This window comes from Pedobacter psychrodurus, assembly GCF_032678585.1.
Classification (GTDB): domain Bacteria; phylum Bacteroidota; class Bacteroidia; order Sphingobacteriales; family Sphingobacteriaceae; genus Pedobacter; species Pedobacter psychrodurus_A.
In genome coordinates this window covers 44637-63946 of the sequence record NZ_JAVTSN010000019.1, presented here as the reverse complement: position 1 = coordinate 63946, position 19310 = coordinate 44637, and the positions used below count along the sequence as shown (strand labels likewise).

14 protein-coding genes are annotated in these 19310 nt (G+C 41.2%); 8 read left to right on the top strand and 6 right to left on the bottom strand.

The features are described from left to right. Positions 1-191: 191 nt before the first annotated feature. Both R2S57_RS14105 and R2S57_RS14100 read left to right on the top strand, forming a co-directional pair. Entirely contained in the window at positions 192-1610 is a 1419-nt protein-coding gene (locus R2S57_RS14105; RefSeq protein WP_316845596.1) for an inorganic phosphate transporter, read from the top strand. 36 nt (positions 1611-1646) lie between these two features. After that, complete coding sequence (locus R2S57_RS14100; RefSeq protein ID WP_316845595.1) at positions 1647-2468, top strand: universal stress protein; 822 nt, start codon at positions 1647-1649, stop codon at positions 2466-2468. Between the two features lie 488 nt (positions 2469-2956). Here the strand turns inward: R2S57_RS14100 and R2S57_RS14095 are convergent, their stop codons facing one another. Continuing rightward, a complete protein-coding gene (locus R2S57_RS14095) occupies positions 2957-3289 on the bottom strand; it encodes a hypothetical protein (RefSeq protein WP_316845594.1) in 333 nt (110 codons plus the stop codon). A 167-nt stretch (positions 3290-3456) separates the two neighbouring features. On the opposite strand from R2S57_RS14095, the gene R2S57_RS14090 reads away from it, so the two are divergent. Both R2S57_RS14090 and R2S57_RS14085 read left to right on the top strand, forming a co-directional pair. Next, positions 3457-3657, top strand: a complete 201-nt coding sequence (locus R2S57_RS14090) for a KOW motif-containing protein (RefSeq protein ID WP_316845593.1) — start codon at positions 3457-3459, stop codon at positions 3655-3657. 14 nt (positions 3658-3671) lie between these two features. Further along, the gene (locus R2S57_RS14085) at positions 3672-3929 is read left to right on the top strand and encodes a CBU_0592 family membrane protein (protein WP_316845592.1); all 258 of its coding nucleotides are present in this window, start codon (positions 3672-3674) and stop codon (positions 3927-3929) included. Here the strand turns inward: R2S57_RS14085 and R2S57_RS14080 are convergent. After that, on the bottom strand, positions 3901-4524 hold the full coding sequence (locus R2S57_RS14080; protein ID WP_316845591.1) for a TetR family transcriptional regulator: 624 nt from the start codon (positions 4522-4524) through the stop codon (positions 3901-3903). The two genes, R2S57_RS14085 and R2S57_RS14080, sit on opposite strands and share 29 nt — an antisense overlap. Positions 4525-4718: 194 nt before the next feature. Between R2S57_RS14080 and R2S57_RS14075 the strand changes: the two genes are divergently transcribed. Genes R2S57_RS14075 through R2S57_RS14060 form a run of 4 tightly spaced genes read left to right on the top strand, consistent with a single transcriptional unit; the run spans position 4719 to position 11942 of the window. Next, a complete protein-coding gene (locus R2S57_RS14075) occupies positions 4719-7946 on the top strand; it encodes a TonB-dependent receptor (protein ID WP_316845590.1) in 3228 nt (1075 codons plus the stop codon). Positions 7947-7979: 33 nt separating this feature from the next. Further along, a complete protein-coding gene (locus tag R2S57_RS14070; RefSeq protein ID WP_316845589.1) occupies positions 7980-9770 on the top strand; it encodes a RagB/SusD family nutrient uptake outer membrane protein in 1791 nt (596 codons plus the stop codon). A gap of 11 nt (positions 9771-9781) precedes the next feature. Further along, positions 9782-10696: a metallophosphoesterase family protein gene (locus tag R2S57_RS14065; RefSeq protein ID WP_316845588.1), complete on the top strand. Its 915-nt coding sequence runs from the start codon at positions 9782-9784 to the stop codon at positions 10694-10696. Positions 10697-10706: 10 nt separating this feature from the next. Then, positions 10707-11942 (top strand): alkaline phosphatase family protein, encoded by a 1236-nt coding sequence (locus tag R2S57_RS14060; RefSeq protein WP_316845587.1) that lies wholly within the window; start codon positions 10707-10709, stop codon positions 11940-11942. A gap of 157 nt (positions 11943-12099) precedes the next feature. Here the strand turns inward: R2S57_RS14060 and R2S57_RS14055 are convergent, their stop codons facing one another. From R2S57_RS14055 to R2S57_RS14040, 4 genes are all read right to left on the bottom strand, one after another. Beyond that, positions 12100-13734, bottom strand: a complete 1635-nt coding sequence (locus R2S57_RS14055; protein WP_316845586.1) for an ABC-F family ATP-binding cassette domain-containing protein — start codon at positions 13732-13734, stop codon at positions 12100-12102. 115 nt (positions 13735-13849) lie between these two features. Next, positions 13850-15733, bottom strand: a complete 1884-nt coding sequence (locus R2S57_RS14050) for an FG-GAP-like repeat-containing protein (protein ID WP_316845585.1) — start codon at positions 15731-15733, stop codon at positions 13850-13852. Positions 15734-15786: 53 nt separating this feature from the next. Continuing rightward, on the bottom strand, positions 15787-17580 hold the full coding sequence (locus tag R2S57_RS14045) for a metallophosphoesterase (RefSeq protein ID WP_316845584.1): 1794 nt from the start codon (positions 17578-17580) through the stop codon (positions 15787-15789). A gap of 177 nt (positions 17581-17757) precedes the next feature. Then, complete coding sequence (locus tag R2S57_RS14040; RefSeq protein ID WP_316845583.1) at positions 17758-19302, bottom strand: RagB/SusD family nutrient uptake outer membrane protein; 1545 nt, start codon at positions 19300-19302, stop codon at positions 17758-17760. Between the last annotated feature and the right edge of the window lie 8 nt (positions 19303-19310).

The window sequence follows — 19310 nt, the reverse complement described above, 5'->3', positions numbered from 1 at the left end:
GAGGGATATATTGGCAAAACTATCAAATAATTTTAATGAATGGTGATTTCCTTTTCGCAGTTCACCACACGATGCAATTAACATATTCATAACAATCATTTAATATTCAACACGATTTAAATCAGCTACTTATTCATTTATTTGAGCTGAGCAGATAAGTGATCTGCCCTTTGAATATCCAAACTGATTTTATGCCGTCGTTCTGCACCATCATACCCTTTTTAGGGAATTCTGATTTAAGCACTCCCCTAGCCATTGTTTTTGTTGTATGCCTGCTTGCCGTAATTGGTTTCGAATTTGTTAACGGTTTCCATGATACGGCCAATGCGGTAGCTACAGTGATCTATACTAAGGCACTTAAACCAGTTATCGCCATTCCCTGGTCGGGTTTTTGGAATTTTATGGGCGTATTTACCGGAGGCATCGCCGTGGCCATGGGCATTTTAAAACTGGTACCCTTAGATGCCTTGATGAATCTTCCCGTTGGTGTTGGTGCGGCCATGGTATTGGCCGTTTTACTGGCCTCCATCGCCTGGAATCTGGGCACATGGTACCTGGGTATCCCCTGCTCGAGTTCGCATACCATGATCGGTGCCATGATTGGTGCTGGCTTGGCCTTTACCTGGTATTATGGTGGTAAAGGTGTAAACTGGGGCAAGGCCGAAGAGATTGGGTTATCGCTCATTTTATCACCCATTATTGGTTTTGGACTAGCCGTATTATTGATGTACTTTTTAAAACATGTAATTAAATACCATGCTCTTTTTCATATCCCAACTGGCGAAAACGACAGGCCTCCTTTATTGATCAGGGCTTTGCTCATCACTACCTGTACTTTAGTTAGCTTTTTCCACGGCAGTAACGACGGACAAAAAGGTGTGGGTTTACTGATGCTGATCCTGATTGCTTTTTTACCGGCAAAATTTGCAGTAAACCACCATATATCGAACGATAAGGTACTGTTTCAACTGAATCAAACCGAACAGGTGCTTCAAAAAACAGCCACACTTAACCAGGGCAAAAGATTAGACATTAATGCTTTGATCAGCAAAATTGACAAGGCTAAATTTCACCTTTCACTGAAAAACGAAACTGATAAGAAAAACACCTATCTTTTCCGTAAGCAGATTGAAGAGGTGGTTGCTTCGGTAAAAACTGTAAGGGAGGATAAAACATTGATCATAAGTGCTGCTGACGATCAGCTGCTTCATGACAACGCTTCGGAGCTTTCGAAACTGGTAGAATTTGCACCGTTGTGGGTTATCTTATTAATATCCATCTCGCTGGGTTTGGGTACGATGATCGGTTGGAAACGCATAGCGGTAACCATAGGCGAAAAAATAGGCAATGAGCATTTAAATTATGCCCAGGGTGCCACTTCCGAAATTGTTGCGGCTTCGACTATTGGATTGAGTACTGCATTTGGTCTACCGGTAAGTACCACACACGTATTATCAAGCGGTATAGCGGGGGCAATGGTGGCCTCTGGAGGCAGAAAAAACCTGAACAGCAATACGCTTAAAAATATTGGCCTGGCCTGGGTACTTACCCTACCCGTGTCAATTGTATTGTCTATTTTGTTATTTATGCTTTTTCACCTGTTTATTTAAGCAGTTTTTACCTATTTCTATATATTTTTTATAAAAATGAAACAGATACTTGTAGCAACGGATTTTTCAAGAAGTGCCGGAAATGCTTTGGCTTATGCATTGGCGATGGCAAAAACACTGAAAATGGAAGTTGTGGCCATTCATGCCATCCATCCAACTGAGGGTATAAATAACAGCACTTATAATGCCATTTTTATCGAATCGTATTACGGGAACAAAAGAGCGGCGTTGAAAGAATGGGCAGAAAACATCAGCCAAAGAGAGAACCTTACTGACGTTAAACTCGAAACGATTTGCGACGTGGGCTTTTTAAAAACCGTGATTACCAAACATACCGAAAACAACCCTGTAGAATTGTTGGTAATGGGCATAACCGGTGCAACCGGAATTAGCGGAATTGTAGGCAGTAATGCGAGCATGGCCGTTACCAAAATGAGAATCCCTACACTGATTGTACCATTGGAAAGCAGTTTCACCAATTTCCCGATCATTACCCTGGCCACCGATTATGAAACGGTTTTATCGCCAAAAGATGTTACAGCATTGAGCGAGCTGTTAAAAGCATCGGGAACAAAAAAAATGCAGGTACTTTATGTTGCCGAAAAATCAGACGAAGCACACATACAAACCGGAGAAAAAAGGATCAGGGAACTACTTCCGGATACGGAGATCGAATTTAACTACATCGTGCACAATAGCGCCCCTAATGGCATTATGGATTTTATTAAAAGCAACCATACCGATATACTTTGTTTGGTTAAACACCACCACAATATCATTTACCGCTTATTTACCAGCAGTACGGTTAATCAGGTAATGAACAAAACGGTAAAGGCAATATTGGTGCTGCACGAATAGGTTAATGAGTCCATAGTCGGTAGTCCCGAGTCCAAAGTCTGTATTTTTATGGGAAGATGGAATAAAATTTACGTTATTTTTTGCCACGGAAACACAGAAACACGGAAAACCTAACCAGGTTGGTAACCCAGAGCGTTCGATTTTAAACTAAAAACATTGAACTGCTAATGACAAGTTTTCCATAAATCGTCATCCTATATCTATCGGATGCGAGAGGGCTTTTTAGCCACCGAAGCAATCTTAATACTTTCGCTATTTAATAGCCCTTCTGTAGTAGTAAGATTGCTTCGTCGTTCCTCCTCGCAATGACGTGACCTTGATGTTCTTAATTCATTAATGGTGGAAAGATGGAAAATGTAAGATGGATGATGGAATAAAATTTACGTTATTTTTTGCCACGGAAACACAGAAACACGGAAAACCTAACCAGTTAGTCATCTTGAACGGAGTCGAAGGACTTTTCATAGTGTCGAGTTGATGCTTCCACTCTACTTCCTCACCTTTCTATAAAGCCTTTCTATCTTTTTCGCATCTTTTTTTAGGATCTCCAGGTAATCTTCTGTTTCTTTTTTTGATAACGTTTCGATTTTAGCCTTAACTGCTCCTTTAAAATGGCCAACTGCAAGCAACTGGTTTTTACTGTCGCGAAATTTTACCTCAGGAAAAAGTTCTGTAATATGACGTTTATTTCTTTCTCTGATTTCGCTCAATTTGGTTAAAGACTTTGAGCTGATATTGTTGTTTAAATCTGCAAGAGAATTATAATAATCATAGTCGCCCATATAATTGATGACACTTAAGGTAATGATATTCGAATCCATATTAAATTTATTTCAGTTAAATATAACAGTTTATGTGCTAAATACGCTATGCATAATCAAATATGTAAATCAACAAACCATTAAAATGTGGATTATTTTTAAACGATGACCAGCTGGTTGTGATCACATTTATTTCATAGCTTTAATGCAATAAAATGGCCATTTGAATGCGTATGAACACCAATAGCACAACACCTTTAAAAGATGGCGATCAATGCATGGTTATAGATGGAACCCACAAAGGTAAATCGGGCAAAGTAAGCGATCTGCATACCAGTAAAACCGGACATACCACCATTACTGTTAAACAAAATAATGCAGTGCGGTTCAAAACGTTAAGGAAAAATGTGCTACTTAAAGAAAAATAAATTTATATAATCATATGAAATTAGCAATGTCTATTATAGGCTGGTCTGGGGTAGTGTTTTGTACACTCGGCTACCTTTTGCTGAGCATGAAACTAATCCGTGCAGATTCACTATCCTTCCAGGCGCTTAACATACTGGGTGGCTTATGCCTTGCTGTAACTGCCTTAGATACCCACGATCTTCCCAATGCTGCGGCAAATGTACTTTGGATGTCGATCGGTTTATATGCCTTAAGCAAACAGTTCACAAAACGGGAGCAGAAAGAACCTTAACAGGAGGTAAACCAAGCGTATCGTAGGCCTTTTGTTTATAATAGGCCAACCGCTCTGTATAAGCTTTTTTATCACTTTCCATGGAAAGATAAAAATAGGCACCATCAACCAGTACAAAGATAAAATCGGCAACACCCTGTGGATTTTCTACATCTGTTACACACCGCGCGTTACATTGTTCAATCATCAGGCTAAGGCCGTTACGCAGCGCATCCAAAATAAGTTTATACTTTAATTTGATCTTTTTTTCCCTAAATGCCAAAGCATAAAAAGTATAAAACAAACCATCATCAAAAAGCAGGTTCCATTTTTTAGAAAACAACATATCTATGGTTTTCCTCAGATCATCTAAGGTTGCTTCCCCTTTATGTTTGATGGTATAGATCAATAAATAGCGATCGAGTATATGATCGATCAATTCGTAAGTGAGTCCTTCTTTGGTTTCAAAATAATGAATAATAAGGCTGGGGTTAATATCCATCACCTTGGCAATCTTGGCAATAGAAGTATTTTCATAGCCCTCTTTTTTGGCTACCTGATAAAATACTTTAATAATTTCTAATCGTCTAGTCTCTTTTAGGCTTTTGCGTCCCATTGTGCAGTTAATTTGATGGGGCAAACTAACCAAAAGTAGTGGGATTCCGCAAATTTATTTTTCGAAATAGATTGAATGAACGTTCAATTAATTTATTAATTTAGTTTTAACTTAACCTTAATATGATATGTTCAATTTAGCGCCGCTGAAAAGCACCTATCATTCCAAATCAAACAACTAAATAATTAAGTAAAATGAAAAAAAAGCTACTATGGATGTTCGCCATGATGATCCTATCCGCCGGCGGCTTTGCTCAGGGAATCGCCATTAAGGGCGTGGTTTCTGATGCAAAGACAGAGGAAACGCTTCCTGCGGTAAACATCACCGTAAAGGGAACAAATCTGCACATCGCCACCAACAGCAACGGTATCTACACCATTAGTAGTGTAAAGCCTGATGCCATCCTCATTTTTTCTTATATCGGCTACAAGCAACAAGAAATTGCAGTAGGCGGCAGAGCGAAAATCGATGTTTCTTTATCTCCGGATTACGCCAACCTTGATGAGGTAATGGTGGTTGGGTTCGGTACCAAGAAAAAAATCAATGTTGCTGGCGCAATTGATCAAATTTCAGGTAAACAACTCGAATCAAGACCTGTAACCAATGTATTACAGGGTTTACAGGGTATTAGTCCAGGCCTGAACATTACTTATGCAGGTGGTTCGCCAGGTAGTGTACCCAATATCAACATCAGGGGATATACCTCTATTAACGGGGGTTCACCATTAATCGTTATTGATGGTATTCCTGCTACTAGTAATGATGATATGCTGCGCTTAACACCTTCCGACATTACTTCTTTTACCGTATTGAGGGATGCAGCATCTGCAGCAATTTACGGTGCACGTGCAGCATTTGGTGTGATCCTGATTACCACCAAACAAGGTGTGGCAGGCAATAATGTAATTAGTTACAACACTTTCCAATCGTGGGCAAAACCAACTTTACTGCCTAAACCGGTAACAGATCCGTATATCTTCTCGAGGGTTTTAGAAACCTCTACCGATAATACACCCTGGGATTATGTAAATTACTCTGATGAGTATTACCGTTGGGCAAAGGAAAGATCAGATAATCCATCAATAGCCGATACCCGGCTAAACCCTACAGATCCTACTAAATGGGCTTACATGGGTAGCAACGACTGGTATAATTACTTTTTCAATAACTCGAGTTTATCTAAAAGTCACACCCTTACCTTTTCTGGCGGAGCTACTGTAAACGAAAAACCATTAACCTATTACCTTTCAGCAGATTACACTAGAGATAACGGACTAAACAAACTTACAGCCGATTATTGGGACCGGTATGGGATGAGATCGAAGGTGGGCTTCTCTCCACTTTCCTGGCTTAAAATTGATAACAATCTGAATATTTATGAAACTAAACGGGCACTCCCGAATGGAAATATTACCGACCTGTACTACCTGATGCCAACCGATGTGGCCAAAAACCCTGATGGTACCTGGGCAAACACCGCGGCCGGCAAACTGGCCGCAAAACTTGTTGATGGTGGAAACAACCTTCAGAACATGTTCGGTTTCCAGAATATCACCAGCGCTACGGCCTTATTTTTAAAAGGTGATCTTCAGGTAAATGCTGATGCATCTTTTAAACGCGAACTTTGGAAAACACATAACGACAGTAAAAAATACAAAATTGGTTATGGCCCTAATGATATCCGCGAAGAAGGCGGAAATGGTTCAGTAACCGAAAACAATGGTTATCTGTACAACAATACATTTAACTTATACACCACCTATAAAAAAACTATCGGCGACCATTTTTTCAGTGCCATGGTAGGTTTTAATAGCGAAGATTACAGTTATTCTACTGTAAATGCAAGCAAAGATATGCTGATTTCTTCTTCGCTACCTTATCTGTCGCTTACCAGCGGTACGGCAACGGCCAGTGCAGGTTATTCTGCTTACGCTACCAATAGTGCATTCTCGAGATTAAATTATACTTATAAAAACAGGTACATTCTGGAAGCTACCGGAAGGTACGATGGTTCATCACGCTTCCCAATCAATAGACGTTGGGGCTTTTTTCCATCTGCATCCTTTGCCTGGATAGTGAGTAATGAAGATTTTTTTAAATCACTTTCACCAACATTATCTTCTTTTAAACTCCGTACCTCATATGGAGATCTTGGAAACCAGGGTGCGCTTGGAAACGATAATACAGCCAACTTTGGTTATATCCAATCGCTGGCCACTGGTACTTCTGGCTACTTAATTGGTGGTGCCGGACAAAACCAGATCATTACCGGAGCCCCGGGATTAAACGTAGATCCTCAAACCTATACTTGGGAGAGGGTATCAACCTTAAATATGGGTACTGATATCGGATTACTGAATGACAAATTATCTTTCACTTTTGATTATTACATCCGCGATACCAAAGGTATGCTTACTGCCGGACAGGAATTGCCGGGTGTGCTGGGCACTGCCGTTCCGCGTCAGAACTCGGCCGATCTTCGCACTAAAGGATGGGAACTTTCTGTAACATATAGAGACAGATTTGATCTTGGCTCGAAACCTTTCGGCTTTGATGCCAAAATATTCCTGGCCGATTCTAAAGCAAAAATCACCAGGTTTAAAAATGATCAAAACCTATTTTCAAATTACCGAGAAGGACAAACCCTCGGAGAAATATGGGGATTGCAAAATGATGGCGTTTTCCGCAGCAAGGCAGAAATTGCCGCTTTAGATGAATCTGCTCTTATTCCGTGGGGTGCACTTTCTATTATCGAAGGATGGCCTAAATATGTAGATTTAGATGGAAATAAGAAAATAGAGCGGGGTTTGAGCGCTAATGACCCGAAGGATTTAAAAATCATTGGAAACAGTTCCGATCGTTATACCATTGGTGCCAACCTGAATATGGATTGGGCTGGGTTTGACCTTTCGATATTCCTGCAAGGTGTACTAAAAAGAGATTTTTATCCCCACCACTATCTTTTCTGGGGACCTTACCAACAACCCTATGCTAACGTTTATCCCTGGAACCTTGATTTTTACCGTGGCGCAGCAGATTCGCCGGAGCAAAGGGCTAAACACTCGGCTTCGTACATTGCTGCCGGACTGGCCGATGCCAATACCGATTCGCAATACCCGGTGCTACAATCATGGCTTGCCGATGCCAATTATGGCTCGGGGCTGGATATCCCACAAACTAAATACTTGCTTAATGGCGCATACCTGAGGATCAAAAACGTTTCATTGGGCTATACCTTGCCAAGCAAATGGACCAAAAAATTCAATGTAACCCGACTGCGTGTGTTTGTTACCGGAGAGAACCTGTACGAGTTTTCTTCCATCAAGAAATTCATTGATCCGGAAGCGGTTAACCAGGGTCCAAGTGCCTGGGCATATCCTTATCAGCGCAGATATGCATTTGGCTTAAATCTAGATTTTTAACCTCAGGTTCCATCACATTCAAATCATTTGAAAATGAAAAAGTATATATATATTGTATCTATTGCAGCTGTGGCTATGCTCGCGGCTTGTAAAAAAGATGGATTGGACCGTTTCCCACAAACTTCCATCTCCCCTAACCTGTTCTTCAACACTGAGAGTGATCTTTCACTTTATGTTAACGGACTCATCTCTCAACCAGACCGCAATACTTATCTTAATGATCAGAGTACTGATAATGTAGCCACCACGGCCGCAGTTGAGGTAAAAAACATCATGGCCGGCAGTGCAAATGCACAGAACATAACTACTGGCTGGAGCTGGGGAAGATTGCGAAACATCAATTATTTTCTTGAAAACTATGGAAAAGCTCAGGTTTCGGCAGCTGTTAAAAACCACTATGCAGGTTTGGCCAGGTATTATCGTGCCGAATTTTATCTCGACAAGATAAAACGTTTCTCTGATGTTCCATGGTATTCGGGCACACTCGAACCAACCGATGAAGAACTGTACAAACCGCGTGATCCACGCACTTTGATTGCCGATAGCATAATGGCTGACCTGGATTTTGCCTATAAAAATGTAAGGGAAAGTGTTCCGGTGGGTACTCCGGGAAAATGGGCAGTAGCTACCTTATATGCACGCGCAGCACTTTATGAGGGCACTTATCGTAAATACCACAATGAACTTAATCTAACTGCTTCAGCCAATAGCTTTTTAGAAACCGCAGCAAGAATTTCAGGAGAAATTATCTCGGCTAAAAAGTTTACCATTTACAACACCGGAAAACCTGAGCAGGATTATGGAACATTATTCTCTAGTCAGGATTTAACAGGCAATGGTGAGGTTATTTTAGTAAACATTTTCGACATGAATAAAAGCAAAAGCCAAAATGTGAATTCGACAGTTTTTGGTGATTATGAGCAGGCACCAGCTAAAGACTTGTTGCAAACCTACTTAATGAAAGATGGAAGCAGGTTTACTAATATCGCAAATTATGCACAACTGGGTTTTGTAGAAGAGTTTAAAAACCGCGATCCGCGGATGGCGCAAACAATGGTATACCCAGGGTGGGTAAGGGTACCAGATCCTACACCATATATTCAGCGTTTAAATAAAAATTTCACAGGTTATCACCAGCTAAAAGGCTATGTAAACAGTACAGATAATGCGATTTTAAACGGCGTAGATTTTCCGGTATACCGTTATGCAGAAGTGCTGTTAACCTACGCCGAAGCCCTTGCCGAATTGGGAACGTTAACGCAGGTTCAGCTCGACCAATCGGTAAACCTGATTCGTAAAAGAGTCGGCTTGCCTGACCTTAATCTGGCAACAGCTAACGCCAATCCTGATCCGGCATTACTACTTCAATATCCAAATGTTACAACTAATGCAGGTGTTATACTGGAAATCAGAAGGGAACGCAGAGTAGAATATGCTTTCGAAAACATGCGGTTTGACGACATAATGCGCTGGAAAGTGGGCAAACTGCTTACAAAAAGTCCGGAAGGCATGTACTTTGCCGGACTAGGCAAGTACGATCTTACCGGTGATGGCGTTGATGACATCATTTTGATCGACAGAACAGCAACTATTCCTGGTGAAGATCAGAAAGAAAAAAATTCACTCGGGATAAAACTTAATTATTATCGTGCAGGAACAATTGGAACTGATGCTACCGTTTATTTAAAAAATGGCAATTCTGGAGGCAATATCGTAACTGAAAGTGTGACAAGAAACTTCGAGGAACCAAAATTCTATTACCGCCCTATCCCACAGCAACAGGTGGTCCTGAATCCTAAACTAAAACAAATTTTTGGTTGGTAACTATGGCAGAAATGAAAAGACGGTCTTTACTAAAGGCCATAGGACTCTCAGCAGGAGCTGCATTTTCTGGTGCATTACCTGCCCTGGCTTCAGAAACACTTCTGGAAAAACCAAAAGGCAAAAAACTGATGCTTACCGTTCCGCATATTACCGATGTACACATACGGGCAGGAGAAAATGCTCCTAAACGTTTTAAAGCCTGTTTAAAACAGATTACCAGTAAACACAATGTTGATTTTTTCTTAAACGGCGGTGATTCGATCAACGATGCATCCTACGATAATGTAGTGCGCAACCAGGTAACCGAACAATGGGCCATTTGGGATGAATGCACAAAAACAATCGATAAATACGAAATATACAGTTGTATTGGCAACCACGATACCTGGTGGAAAGCGCCTACAAAAGACGATGAAATGTATGGAAAAAACTATGTTGTGAAACGGCTGAAAATTCCGAACCGGTATTATAGTTTCACCAAAAAGAACTGGCATTTTATTATTCTGGATGGAAATAACAGCAAGATCTCACTTGATGATGAGCAATATAACTGGCTTGAGCAGGAATTAAAAAACCTGCCTACTGGTACGCCTACCCTGCTTATGTCGCATTATCCAATACTGGGCACAACCCAGGTATTGGTTGGTGGTGGACATTCTGATTGTAAAAAACTGAAAGATCTTTTCTACAAACACCGCGACAAGGTAAAAATCTGCCTGAGTGGCCATAACCATCTTTCGGATCAAACCGTCTACAATGGCGTTAGATACTGTTGCAATGGAGCCATGAGTGGCTTTTGGTGGGGCAAGGGCGACGCGGAATCAGCCGGCCCAGGTTATTATTTAGAAACTCCGCCAGGATACGCCATTCTTAAAATGTATGAAGACGGAACAGTTGAAAATGAATATTTCCCGCACACCTTCTAATTATATAACAATGTTATTAAGAACAATTATTTTCGCCTGCTGCGTTTCCTTATCCATCCCGGCACTTGCTCAAAACAGGCCACGTAAAGTGATTTATGTAATTGCCGATGGTATCCCTGCAGATGTAATAGAACGTTTGGAGCTACCTAATTTTAAAAAGATCATTTCAGCAGGCTCTTATTCGCGCATGCATGTAGGTGGCGACAAAGGAACTTATAATGAAACGCCAACCATATCTGCCGTTGGTTACAATAGCCTGCTAACCGGAACCTGGGTAAATAAACATAATGTGCCAGATAATGATATTAAGGCGCCCAATTACAACTACCAACATATTTTCAGATTATTTAAAAATCAATATCCTGAGAAAAAAACAGCCATTTTCTCCAGTTGGACAGACAACCGGACCAAGTTGCTTGGCGATGGCCTTTCTGAAACCGGGAATTTTATGCCCGATTTTGTAGCAGATGGTTTCGAGTTAGATACAGCCCGCTTTAAACATGATAAGAATTCGGCTTACATGCACCTTATCGACGAGGAAGTGGTTAAACAGGCTGCAACAACCGTTCATGATAAAGCCCCTGATCTTTCCTGGGTATACCTGGAGTATACCGACGATATGGGACACCGCTATGGCGATAGTCCCGAATTTTACAAAGCTATCGAAATGCTCGATAAACAGATGGGTCAGATCTGGGAAGCCATTACTTACCGTCAGCAAAAGTTTAAAGAAGATTGGTTGATCGTAATCACAACGGATCACGGCCGCGATGAAAAAACCGGCCGTGGACATGGAGGACAATCGGATCGACAACGTTCAACATGGATGGTAAGCAATTATAAAGACTTAAATACTTATGCCCAATACTTCGATCTCGGTGTAGTGGATATTATGCCTTCAATTGCCCGATACCTCAACGTAAAACTACCCAAAAATGTAATTCAGGAAATTGATGGCACACCATTTATCGGCCCCATATCCATATCAGGACTGAAAACAAACTATGTACAAAACCACCTCGACATTAGCTGGAAAGCGTTACAAAAGAAAGGTAAAATAAAAATCTGGCTAACCACAACCAATAATTTTAAAACTGGCGGAAAAGATGACTATCATTTATTGGCTGAGGTTGATGTTGCTCAGCAACATTATCTTGCAGATCTTAAAGATTATCCCTCTGCTTTTTATAAACTCTTACTTGAAGCACCAGATAATACGCTAAACAAGTGGATAAACATTAAATAATTCTGTTTAAAACAGAAAGCCCAATTGCTGATGATTAAACCATCGGCAATTGGACTTTTTGATGTTATCCCAAACCTGGAATAAAGTAAAAAATAATAATCTTAAACTTTGAAGGCAATTTCAGCAGAAGCATGCAATTAATTGCGGAGCATTACATTTAACTTTGCTCGATTTCCTTCAAGCTGTTCATTTTCTTATATGCCAGGAAGCCTTTAATATCCTCAAAGTGCTCGCGAACACGTTTATTGCCAAATTCAAATACCTTATCTGCAAGCCCATCCAGGAAATCCCGATCATGGGATACCAAAATTAAAGTCCCATCAAAATCTTTGAGGGCATCTTTAATAATATCTTTCGTTTTCATATCCAAATGGTTAGTTGGCTCATCGAGGATTAACACGTTTACAGGTTCTAAAAGCAATTTAATCATGGCCAAACGCGTTTTCTCACCGCCCGAAAGCACTTTAACCTTTTTGGTGGTATCATCTCCACTAAACATGAAAGCACCCAAAAGGTCTTTAATTTTTAGGGTACCATCCGTTAACGGAATCTGGTCGATGGTTTCGAATACGGTTAAACTCTCATCAAGCAAAGCAGCCTGATTTTGGGCAAAGTATCCAATCTTGGCATTGTGCCCAACTTTTAAACCGCCTTCAAAATCAATCTCACCCATAATGGCTTTGATCATTGTCGACTTACCTTCGCCATTTTTACCAACAAAAGCAACCTTTTCCCCCCTTTCGATCACCATTGATGCTTTTTCAAAAACAACATGATCACCGTAGGTTTTGGTTAATTCTTCTACCATTACCGGATACTGACCAGAACGTGGTGAAGGTGGGAATTTTAAACGTAATGCAGAAGTATCTACTTCATCAATTTCGATCACCTCCAGTTTCTCGAGCATTTTTACACGCGATTGTACCTGCAGGGTTTTAGAATAGGTACCCCTAAACCTGTCGATAAATTCCTGGTTATCGGCAATAAAACGTTGCTGCTCTTCGTAAGCCTTTAATTGGTGTATACGGCGATCGGCACGAAGTTGAAGATAGTGGGTATACTTAGCTTTATAATCATATATTCTCCCCATGGTAACCTCAATGGTACGGTTGGTAATGTTATCTACAAAGGTACGGTCGTGAGAAATCACCATCACGGCCTTTGCCGAATTGATCAGGAAATCTTCCAGCCACTGAATACTTTCGATATCCATATGGTTGGTTGGCTCATCCAGTAAGATAAGATCTGGTTTCTTTAATAAAATCTTAGCCAATTCGATGCGCATACGCCATCCACCTGAAAACTCAGAAGTTTGGCGGGTAAAATCTTTACGCTCAAAACCCAATCCTTTTAATACTTTCTCTACTTCAGCGTCGTAATTGATTTCTTCGATCGAATAAAATGTTTCACTCAGCTCCGACACCCGTTCGATGAGTTTCATGTAATCATCACTTTCGTAATCCGTACGGATGGTTAGCTGCTCATTCAACTCATCGAGTTCCTTTTGCATCTGGTTTACTTCTGCGAAAGCTTTCATCGTTTCTTCAAAAACGGTGAGTTTATCCTGAGTTAATAAATGCTGAGGTAAATAGGCTATTACAGCATCTTTCGGACCAGTTACATTACCAGAAGTAGGTTTGGCTACATCAGCTATGATTTTTAACATGGTTGATTTACCTGCACCATTTTTTCCCATCAGCGCGATTTTATCGTTCTCGTTTATGGAAAAGGTTACGTCGCTAAAAAGGGTAGTTCCGCCAAATGAAACGGAGATGTTATTTACATTGATCACGATTGGGAAAATTAAATAAGCGGCAAAGATAAAATAAAGCGCGTAAATTATGGCGGGAGAATAAGCAAATAGAAAGAAAAATGCCTTCAGAAATTAATCTGAAGGACTTAAATCATTACTTAGCGAAATAATTACGGAGTTCTCCGCTGTTTTCACCATAGTTCCATCGAACCTGGTCAGCTTTTCCATCGCCATTAATATCAGCAAAATAAAATACCGTATTTTCACTTTGCGATGTTCCGCGGAGCGAATAAACCGGACCATCAAATCCTGATGTAGTAGAATAATACACTTTAATTTTACCCAGATAATTGGTCAGGTTCCAATAAATTTTATCCGCTCTGCCATCGCCATTTACGTCGGCAAAATAAAACTTAGTGCTATCCGAAACGCTTGTTGCACCACTATCGCTAAATGTTGCGGAAGCAGTAAAGGTACCATCGCCATCAGACAGATAAACCATCGGCTTGCCTGAATTTAAACTCGGGTGCCAAAGTATTTTATCTGTTTTACCGTCACCGTTTACATCCTGATAATAAAAAGTGGTACCACCTGTAGCACTCGCCCCCTCGCTACCAGCTACTACCGTTCCGCTAAAGTTTCCATTCGATGTAGCCAGGTAAACGCGGGTACGGCCCGAATCAAAAGTAGCGTTCCAATAAATTTTATCAGCTTTTCCATCTCCGTTTACATCAGCAAAATGATATACTGTTGTGCTGCCTGCACTGGTACCTTCAGGGTTTTCGATAGCCGTTGCACTAAAGTTACCATTTGTAGTGGCCAAAAATACGCGTGTGCGACCAGAATTCGTAGTAGGATCCCAAAGGATTTCATCTGCTTTTCCATCGCCGTTTACATCGGCATAGTGGTAACGTGTGGTCGCTAATGTAGATGCACCTGCATTGTGCTTAACCGCTGGCGAAATGAAAGTACCGTTTCCGTTAGAAAGAAAAACCTGTGGTTTGCCATCATCGAAATTCGATCTCCAATAGATTTTATCTTTTTTCCCATCACCATTTACATCTGCAAAATAAAAGTTTGTAGTAGCTGCGGCACTCAGGCCATTGGCATCAACATGTGCATCTCCAAATATCGAAGGCAGGTAACTTGCCATTACCGGCCAATGATCTGATGGCCAGAAACCACCATAGCTGGTTTTGATGATTTTAGAACTGGTATAAGCCATGTTACGGTCGCTCATCATCCAATCCAGTTTGTTCGTTCCGGTAGCAGTCCAACCGTGAAAAGTAGGTTCTCCATCGCTATCGCCTAAGGCATCTACCACATCCAAACCGTTTTTTAAGATCCCGATTTCTGTAGTTCCCGGAACAGCATTAAAATCTCCGAAAACTATTATTGGAAGGTTTTGGGTGTTTTTCTGGTTAACTCCAGCAACCCATGCATTTGCATTATCGATACGCACGGCCTGCGAATCGAACTGCCAGTGGCTATTGCTAACAAAATACTGCTGCGAATCTGTTTTATCGGTCAATACCACCCAGGTTGAAGTATTGGTTGGACCAATATCAAGCGTACCACTACTGTTTAGGGTAAAACGGCTGTTTTTAAAGAAAATGGCTTTTGGCGTACCCGTAATAGCGGTATCATAATATTCGCCATAACCTAAAGTTGCCATTTGCCCTCTAAACCAGGTTTCGAAACTGTTATCAGAAAACTCCTGCAAACCGAATACATCAGGATTATTATCTACAATAATCTGTCGGATGTTGTTTTGCCTTTGTGTAATGCTTTGTGGATCGCCAGCATCGTTATGCCTTACGTTAAACGATAATACTTTGATCTCGGTCTGACCGGCCAATAAACTTGCATTGGCATCGGCAAGTAATTCGTGTTTGGTGCTAAAGGTTTTGTCGATTTCGGCCAGTTGTGCATCCTTGCAACCGGTAAAAACTGATCCTGAAAGGAATAAGCCCAATACCATAGGCTTTAGGCGACCTGGATTTTTAAATCTACCGGTCGATAACTGTTTTTTTTTCATAGTGATTTTTTGAGAATTAATTATTTTATGGTTCGTGATGAATAGGCTTTCTTTTATTTAGGCTGATTGATGAGTAATCTTGCCCCTGGAAGGATATTCACTACATCAGTCGCAGCTCCTTTACTGGCATTGATCACAGAATTATCCTGAAGGTAAATTTTACCTGACCGGAGTACTGCAATAGCGGTTTTGCCGCCAGGTTTATAGTTTCCCGGAAGCGGGATATCACCAGGTTTTCCGAAAACTACAGGTGTTTTAAACCCGATCAACCATTCTCCTGTTGAAGGACGGAATAGGGCCATATCCGCTTTTCCATCACCATCATAGTCGGCCGGAACAGGGATATCGCCCGGACTATGTTTAACCTGTAAAGGAATATTACCGAGGCTGGTCTGCCACATTGAATTGTCTTTTCGAAAAAAGCCAACATCCAATATCCCATCGCCATCATAATCGGCCGGAACAGGTACGCCATTTTTATGTCCGAATTTGATACTGTCCAGACCATCGAAATACCAGGTGAGTGCTGATGGACGGTAAACTGCAACATCTGCAAAACCATCGCCGTCCCAATCGCCGCAAACCGGGATATCACCTGCTTGCCCGAGTGTAACTTCCTTTCCGCCCTGGATATAGAATTTACCTTCTGATGGCCGGAAAACCGCAAATTCTGATTTACCATCTCCGTTATAATCAGCAGGAGCGGCAATGTCGCCAGCTTTACCAAAAGTTACATCGGGCTGGCCAGCCACTTTCCATACGCCGTTAGAAAAGAATGAAATTTCGCTAATGCCATCATTGTTATAATCCTGATACCTGGCCACCGTAGTATGGTGAAACCATGGAAGGGTAAATTTGCTATCGGCATCTGTTTCTTCTTCGCCCGTAACCGGAGAAAAAGTACGGACACTGATCAGGTCTTTTGATTTTGAAAATTTCATTAAACGCATCAGGCCATGCCCGCCATCAGGGCGGCTCTGGTAATCAGATAGTAAAGATTTGATCACATTACCGGCATAACCATCCTGACGGTAACCTTCGCCATTATCGCCTACATGGCCGGATAAGGTCATGAATACATTCGGATAACTTTTTAAACGATCGAAAACCCGCTGACCCTGTTTTGAGAATTTAGGAAAGCCCTTTTCATTGGTACCCGTTTTTTTATTAAAGTGAATGATGGAATGGCTCACCAAAATGGCTTTCCGATCGTTGAATTTTTCTAAAACCGAACCGGCCCATTTGTTCATGCCCTCGATATCTTCATCATACGAATCGTATTCTAAAAAGATGGTGATAAACTTGTAACCTCCTGCATCGAAAAGATCATAATGGCTGTCGTTATCATTTTTATAGTGACCACCGTACCATGTTTTATCCTTAAAATGCGCCAGTCCGAAATATTTATTGTACTGATCGGTTTTGCCGCTCAAAGGATATTGGCTTTTGGTTTGATCGTGATTGCCCACCGCCATGCCATAAGGAATGCCCTGCGGATAACCATCCTGGGCTTTTTCCAGTTTATACATGGAGTTTGATGCATTTACCCACTGCTCAGGAAACATTTCGCCGTTATCGGAAATATCGCCGAGGTGGATTACATATTTAATGTTTTCCTTAGCGGCATTTTTCACAATCCAATCGGTTTGCGCCGTAAACATTTCCTTTTTACCGCCATTTTTCTCTGCCGTATAATATTGGGTATCGGGCAGTACCACGATGGCAAATTCATCGTCGGCCAGCTTTTCTTCCTTAACAGGGATCAGCGTAGCGCTGGTACTGAGCAACAATTGTGTACTAAGAAAAACACAAAAGCTTTTCTTTAAAAGATTTTTGTTCAAAGTCATTATGGATTAAATTTTATATGGGTCCGTGGAGAAGGCTCATCAAACTATTGTACGCATGGGTAATTATTTAACCACAGATGCACACACCTGCCCTACTGTTCAGGCGGGGATAAACACGGATTTAGATCTGTGTGTATCCTTTTCATCTGTGGTTAAAAACCATTTTATTTTTAGGCCTTAAAAATAACCTGGGTTCTGGATCACTTTAGGGTTTAAACCTACTTCGTTCTGCGGAATCGGGAATACCAGGTGGTGGTTATCGATTACATACGCATCCGAAGAAAGAAAGGGAAGCTGCTGCCTGATTTTAACGCCAAAAGCATTAATTACATTAAGGGCCTTTCCTGTTCTCAATAAATCCGTCCAACGGCTGTTTTCGAAAGCCAGTTCCACACGGCGTTCGTGTAAGATAATGGTTCTAAGTTCAGTTTGATCAGTCGTAACAATATCGGTTAGACCAGCTCTTTTTCTCACCCTATTTAATGGCGCCAGTGCAAGCGCAGGGTTCCCCTGCTCGTTTAACGCTTCGGCCAATAACAACAGGGCATCAGAGAAACGGTAGATTGGAAAATCATCACTCGAACCTGTGGTGGCGACCAATGGCGAATGCAAATACTTTTTGATGTAAGGCACACCGATTTTCCCTGTGGCCGGCACATAATTGAGGATGCTTTTGGCTGCCGAATACACAAAATAACTGCTGGCATCGTAGGTACCTTCAGCAATACCAATAGACGCATCAAGGCGTTTATCGTTGGGTTCGAAATCAGCAATCAGATCGCTGCTTGGGGTATTCCAACCACCTGTACTGGTATTGTCAATGGCGATTCCAGTAAGTATCCTGGTGTCTTTACTACGCGGTATAAAGTGGAAAGAAAGCACATTAGGGGTAGAACCTGTAATGGAGCCCCCTAAAAACTGGATCTCAAAGATCGATTCTTTTCCATTTTTGTTGGCAGGCAGAAAGGCATCACCGTAATTGGCATTCAGATCATAACCCATCGTAAGCAAGCTATTCAATACAATTTCGGCATCAGCCCATTTTTTCTGAACGGCATATACATTGGCCAACAACATGGCTGCCGAACCTTTTGTGGCCTCACCTGTTTGTGGGAATTTTGCAGGTGCAGCAAGTTCGTTCATGGCATCTTTGGCATCGGCCACAATCTGCGCGTAAACCTCTGCTTCTGTAGAACGTGGTTTAAAGGCATCTTCAGCTGTTTTAACTTCGGCTACAGATAATGGCACACCGCCATACAAACGCACCAGTTTGAAATAATTCAGTGCCCTTAAAAATTTGGCCTGACCATCTAAATTTGCTTTTACTTCCTCACTAAGATCTGAACCTTTTAATCTTTCGATAATGATATTGCAACGCGAAATACCCGTATAGCTATGTTGCCAGGTTGCAGAAACGTAGGCATTGGTAGAGGTGTTGGTGAAATCTGAAATATTCTCGCGTTCTACATAAGCCGTTCCCCTATTGCCCGGAATAGGTTGATAAACGGTATTATCAGAATGCATTTCGGAAGTGAAATAATCATTGATGAGCACATCCCTTAAGGGTGCATAAGCTGCTACCACAGCAGAACGGAACTGTTGCTCGGTTTTGTAAAATACCCCATCGGTATACGAATCTTCAGGATTGAGTTCGATGAAATCCTTTTTACACGAACTTAGGCCAATGATTAATAATGCAATGGCTATATATATCTTTTTCATTTTGTTGC

Bases quoted from the DNA above. Each gene is read 5' to 3' on its own strand.
- R2S57_RS14070 (WP_316845589.1), top strand. From the start codon at position 7,980: ATGAAAAAGTATATATATATTGTATCTATTGCAGCTGTGGCTATGCTC.
- R2S57_RS14085 (WP_316845592.1), top strand. From the start codon at position 3,672: ATGAAATTAGCAATGTCTATTATAGGCTGGTCTGGGGTAGTGTTTTGT.
- R2S57_RS14100 (WP_316845595.1), top strand. From the start codon at position 1,647: ATGAAACAGATACTTGTAGCAACGGATTTTTCAAGAAGTGCCGGAAAT.
- R2S57_RS14065 (WP_316845588.1), top strand. From the start codon at position 9,782: ATGAAAAGACGGTCTTTACTAAAGGCCATAGGACTCTCAGCAGGAGCT.
- R2S57_RS14080 (WP_316845591.1), bottom strand. From the start codon at position 4,524: ATGGGACGCAAAAGCCTAAAAGAGACTAGACGATTAGAAATTATTAAA.
- R2S57_RS14060 (WP_316845587.1), top strand. From the start codon at position 10,707: ATGTTATTAAGAACAATTATTTTCGCCTGCTGCGTTTCCTTATCCATC.
- R2S57_RS14040 (WP_316845583.1), bottom strand. From the start codon at position 19,302: ATGAAAAAGATATATATAGCCATTGCATTATTAATCATTGGCCTAAGT.
- R2S57_RS14095 (WP_316845594.1), bottom strand. From the start codon at position 3,289: ATGGATTCGAATATCATTACCTTAAGTGTCATCAATTATATGGGCGAC.
- R2S57_RS14090 (WP_316845593.1), top strand. From the start codon at position 3,457: ATGCGTATGAACACCAATAGCACAACACCTTTAAAAGATGGCGATCAA.
- R2S57_RS14045 (WP_316845584.1), bottom strand. From the start codon at position 17,580: ATGACTTTGAACAAAAATCTTTTAAAGAAAAGCTTTTGTGTTTTTCTT.
- R2S57_RS14105 (WP_316845596.1), top strand. From the start codon at position 192: ATGCCGTCGTTCTGCACCATCATACCCTTTTTAGGGAATTCTGATTTA.
- R2S57_RS14050 (WP_316845585.1), bottom strand. From the start codon at position 15,733: ATGAAAAAAAAACAGTTATCGACCGGTAGATTTAAAAATCCAGGTCGC.
- R2S57_RS14075 (WP_316845590.1), top strand. From the start codon at position 4,719: ATGAAAAAAAAGCTACTATGGATGTTCGCCATGATGATCCTATCCGCC.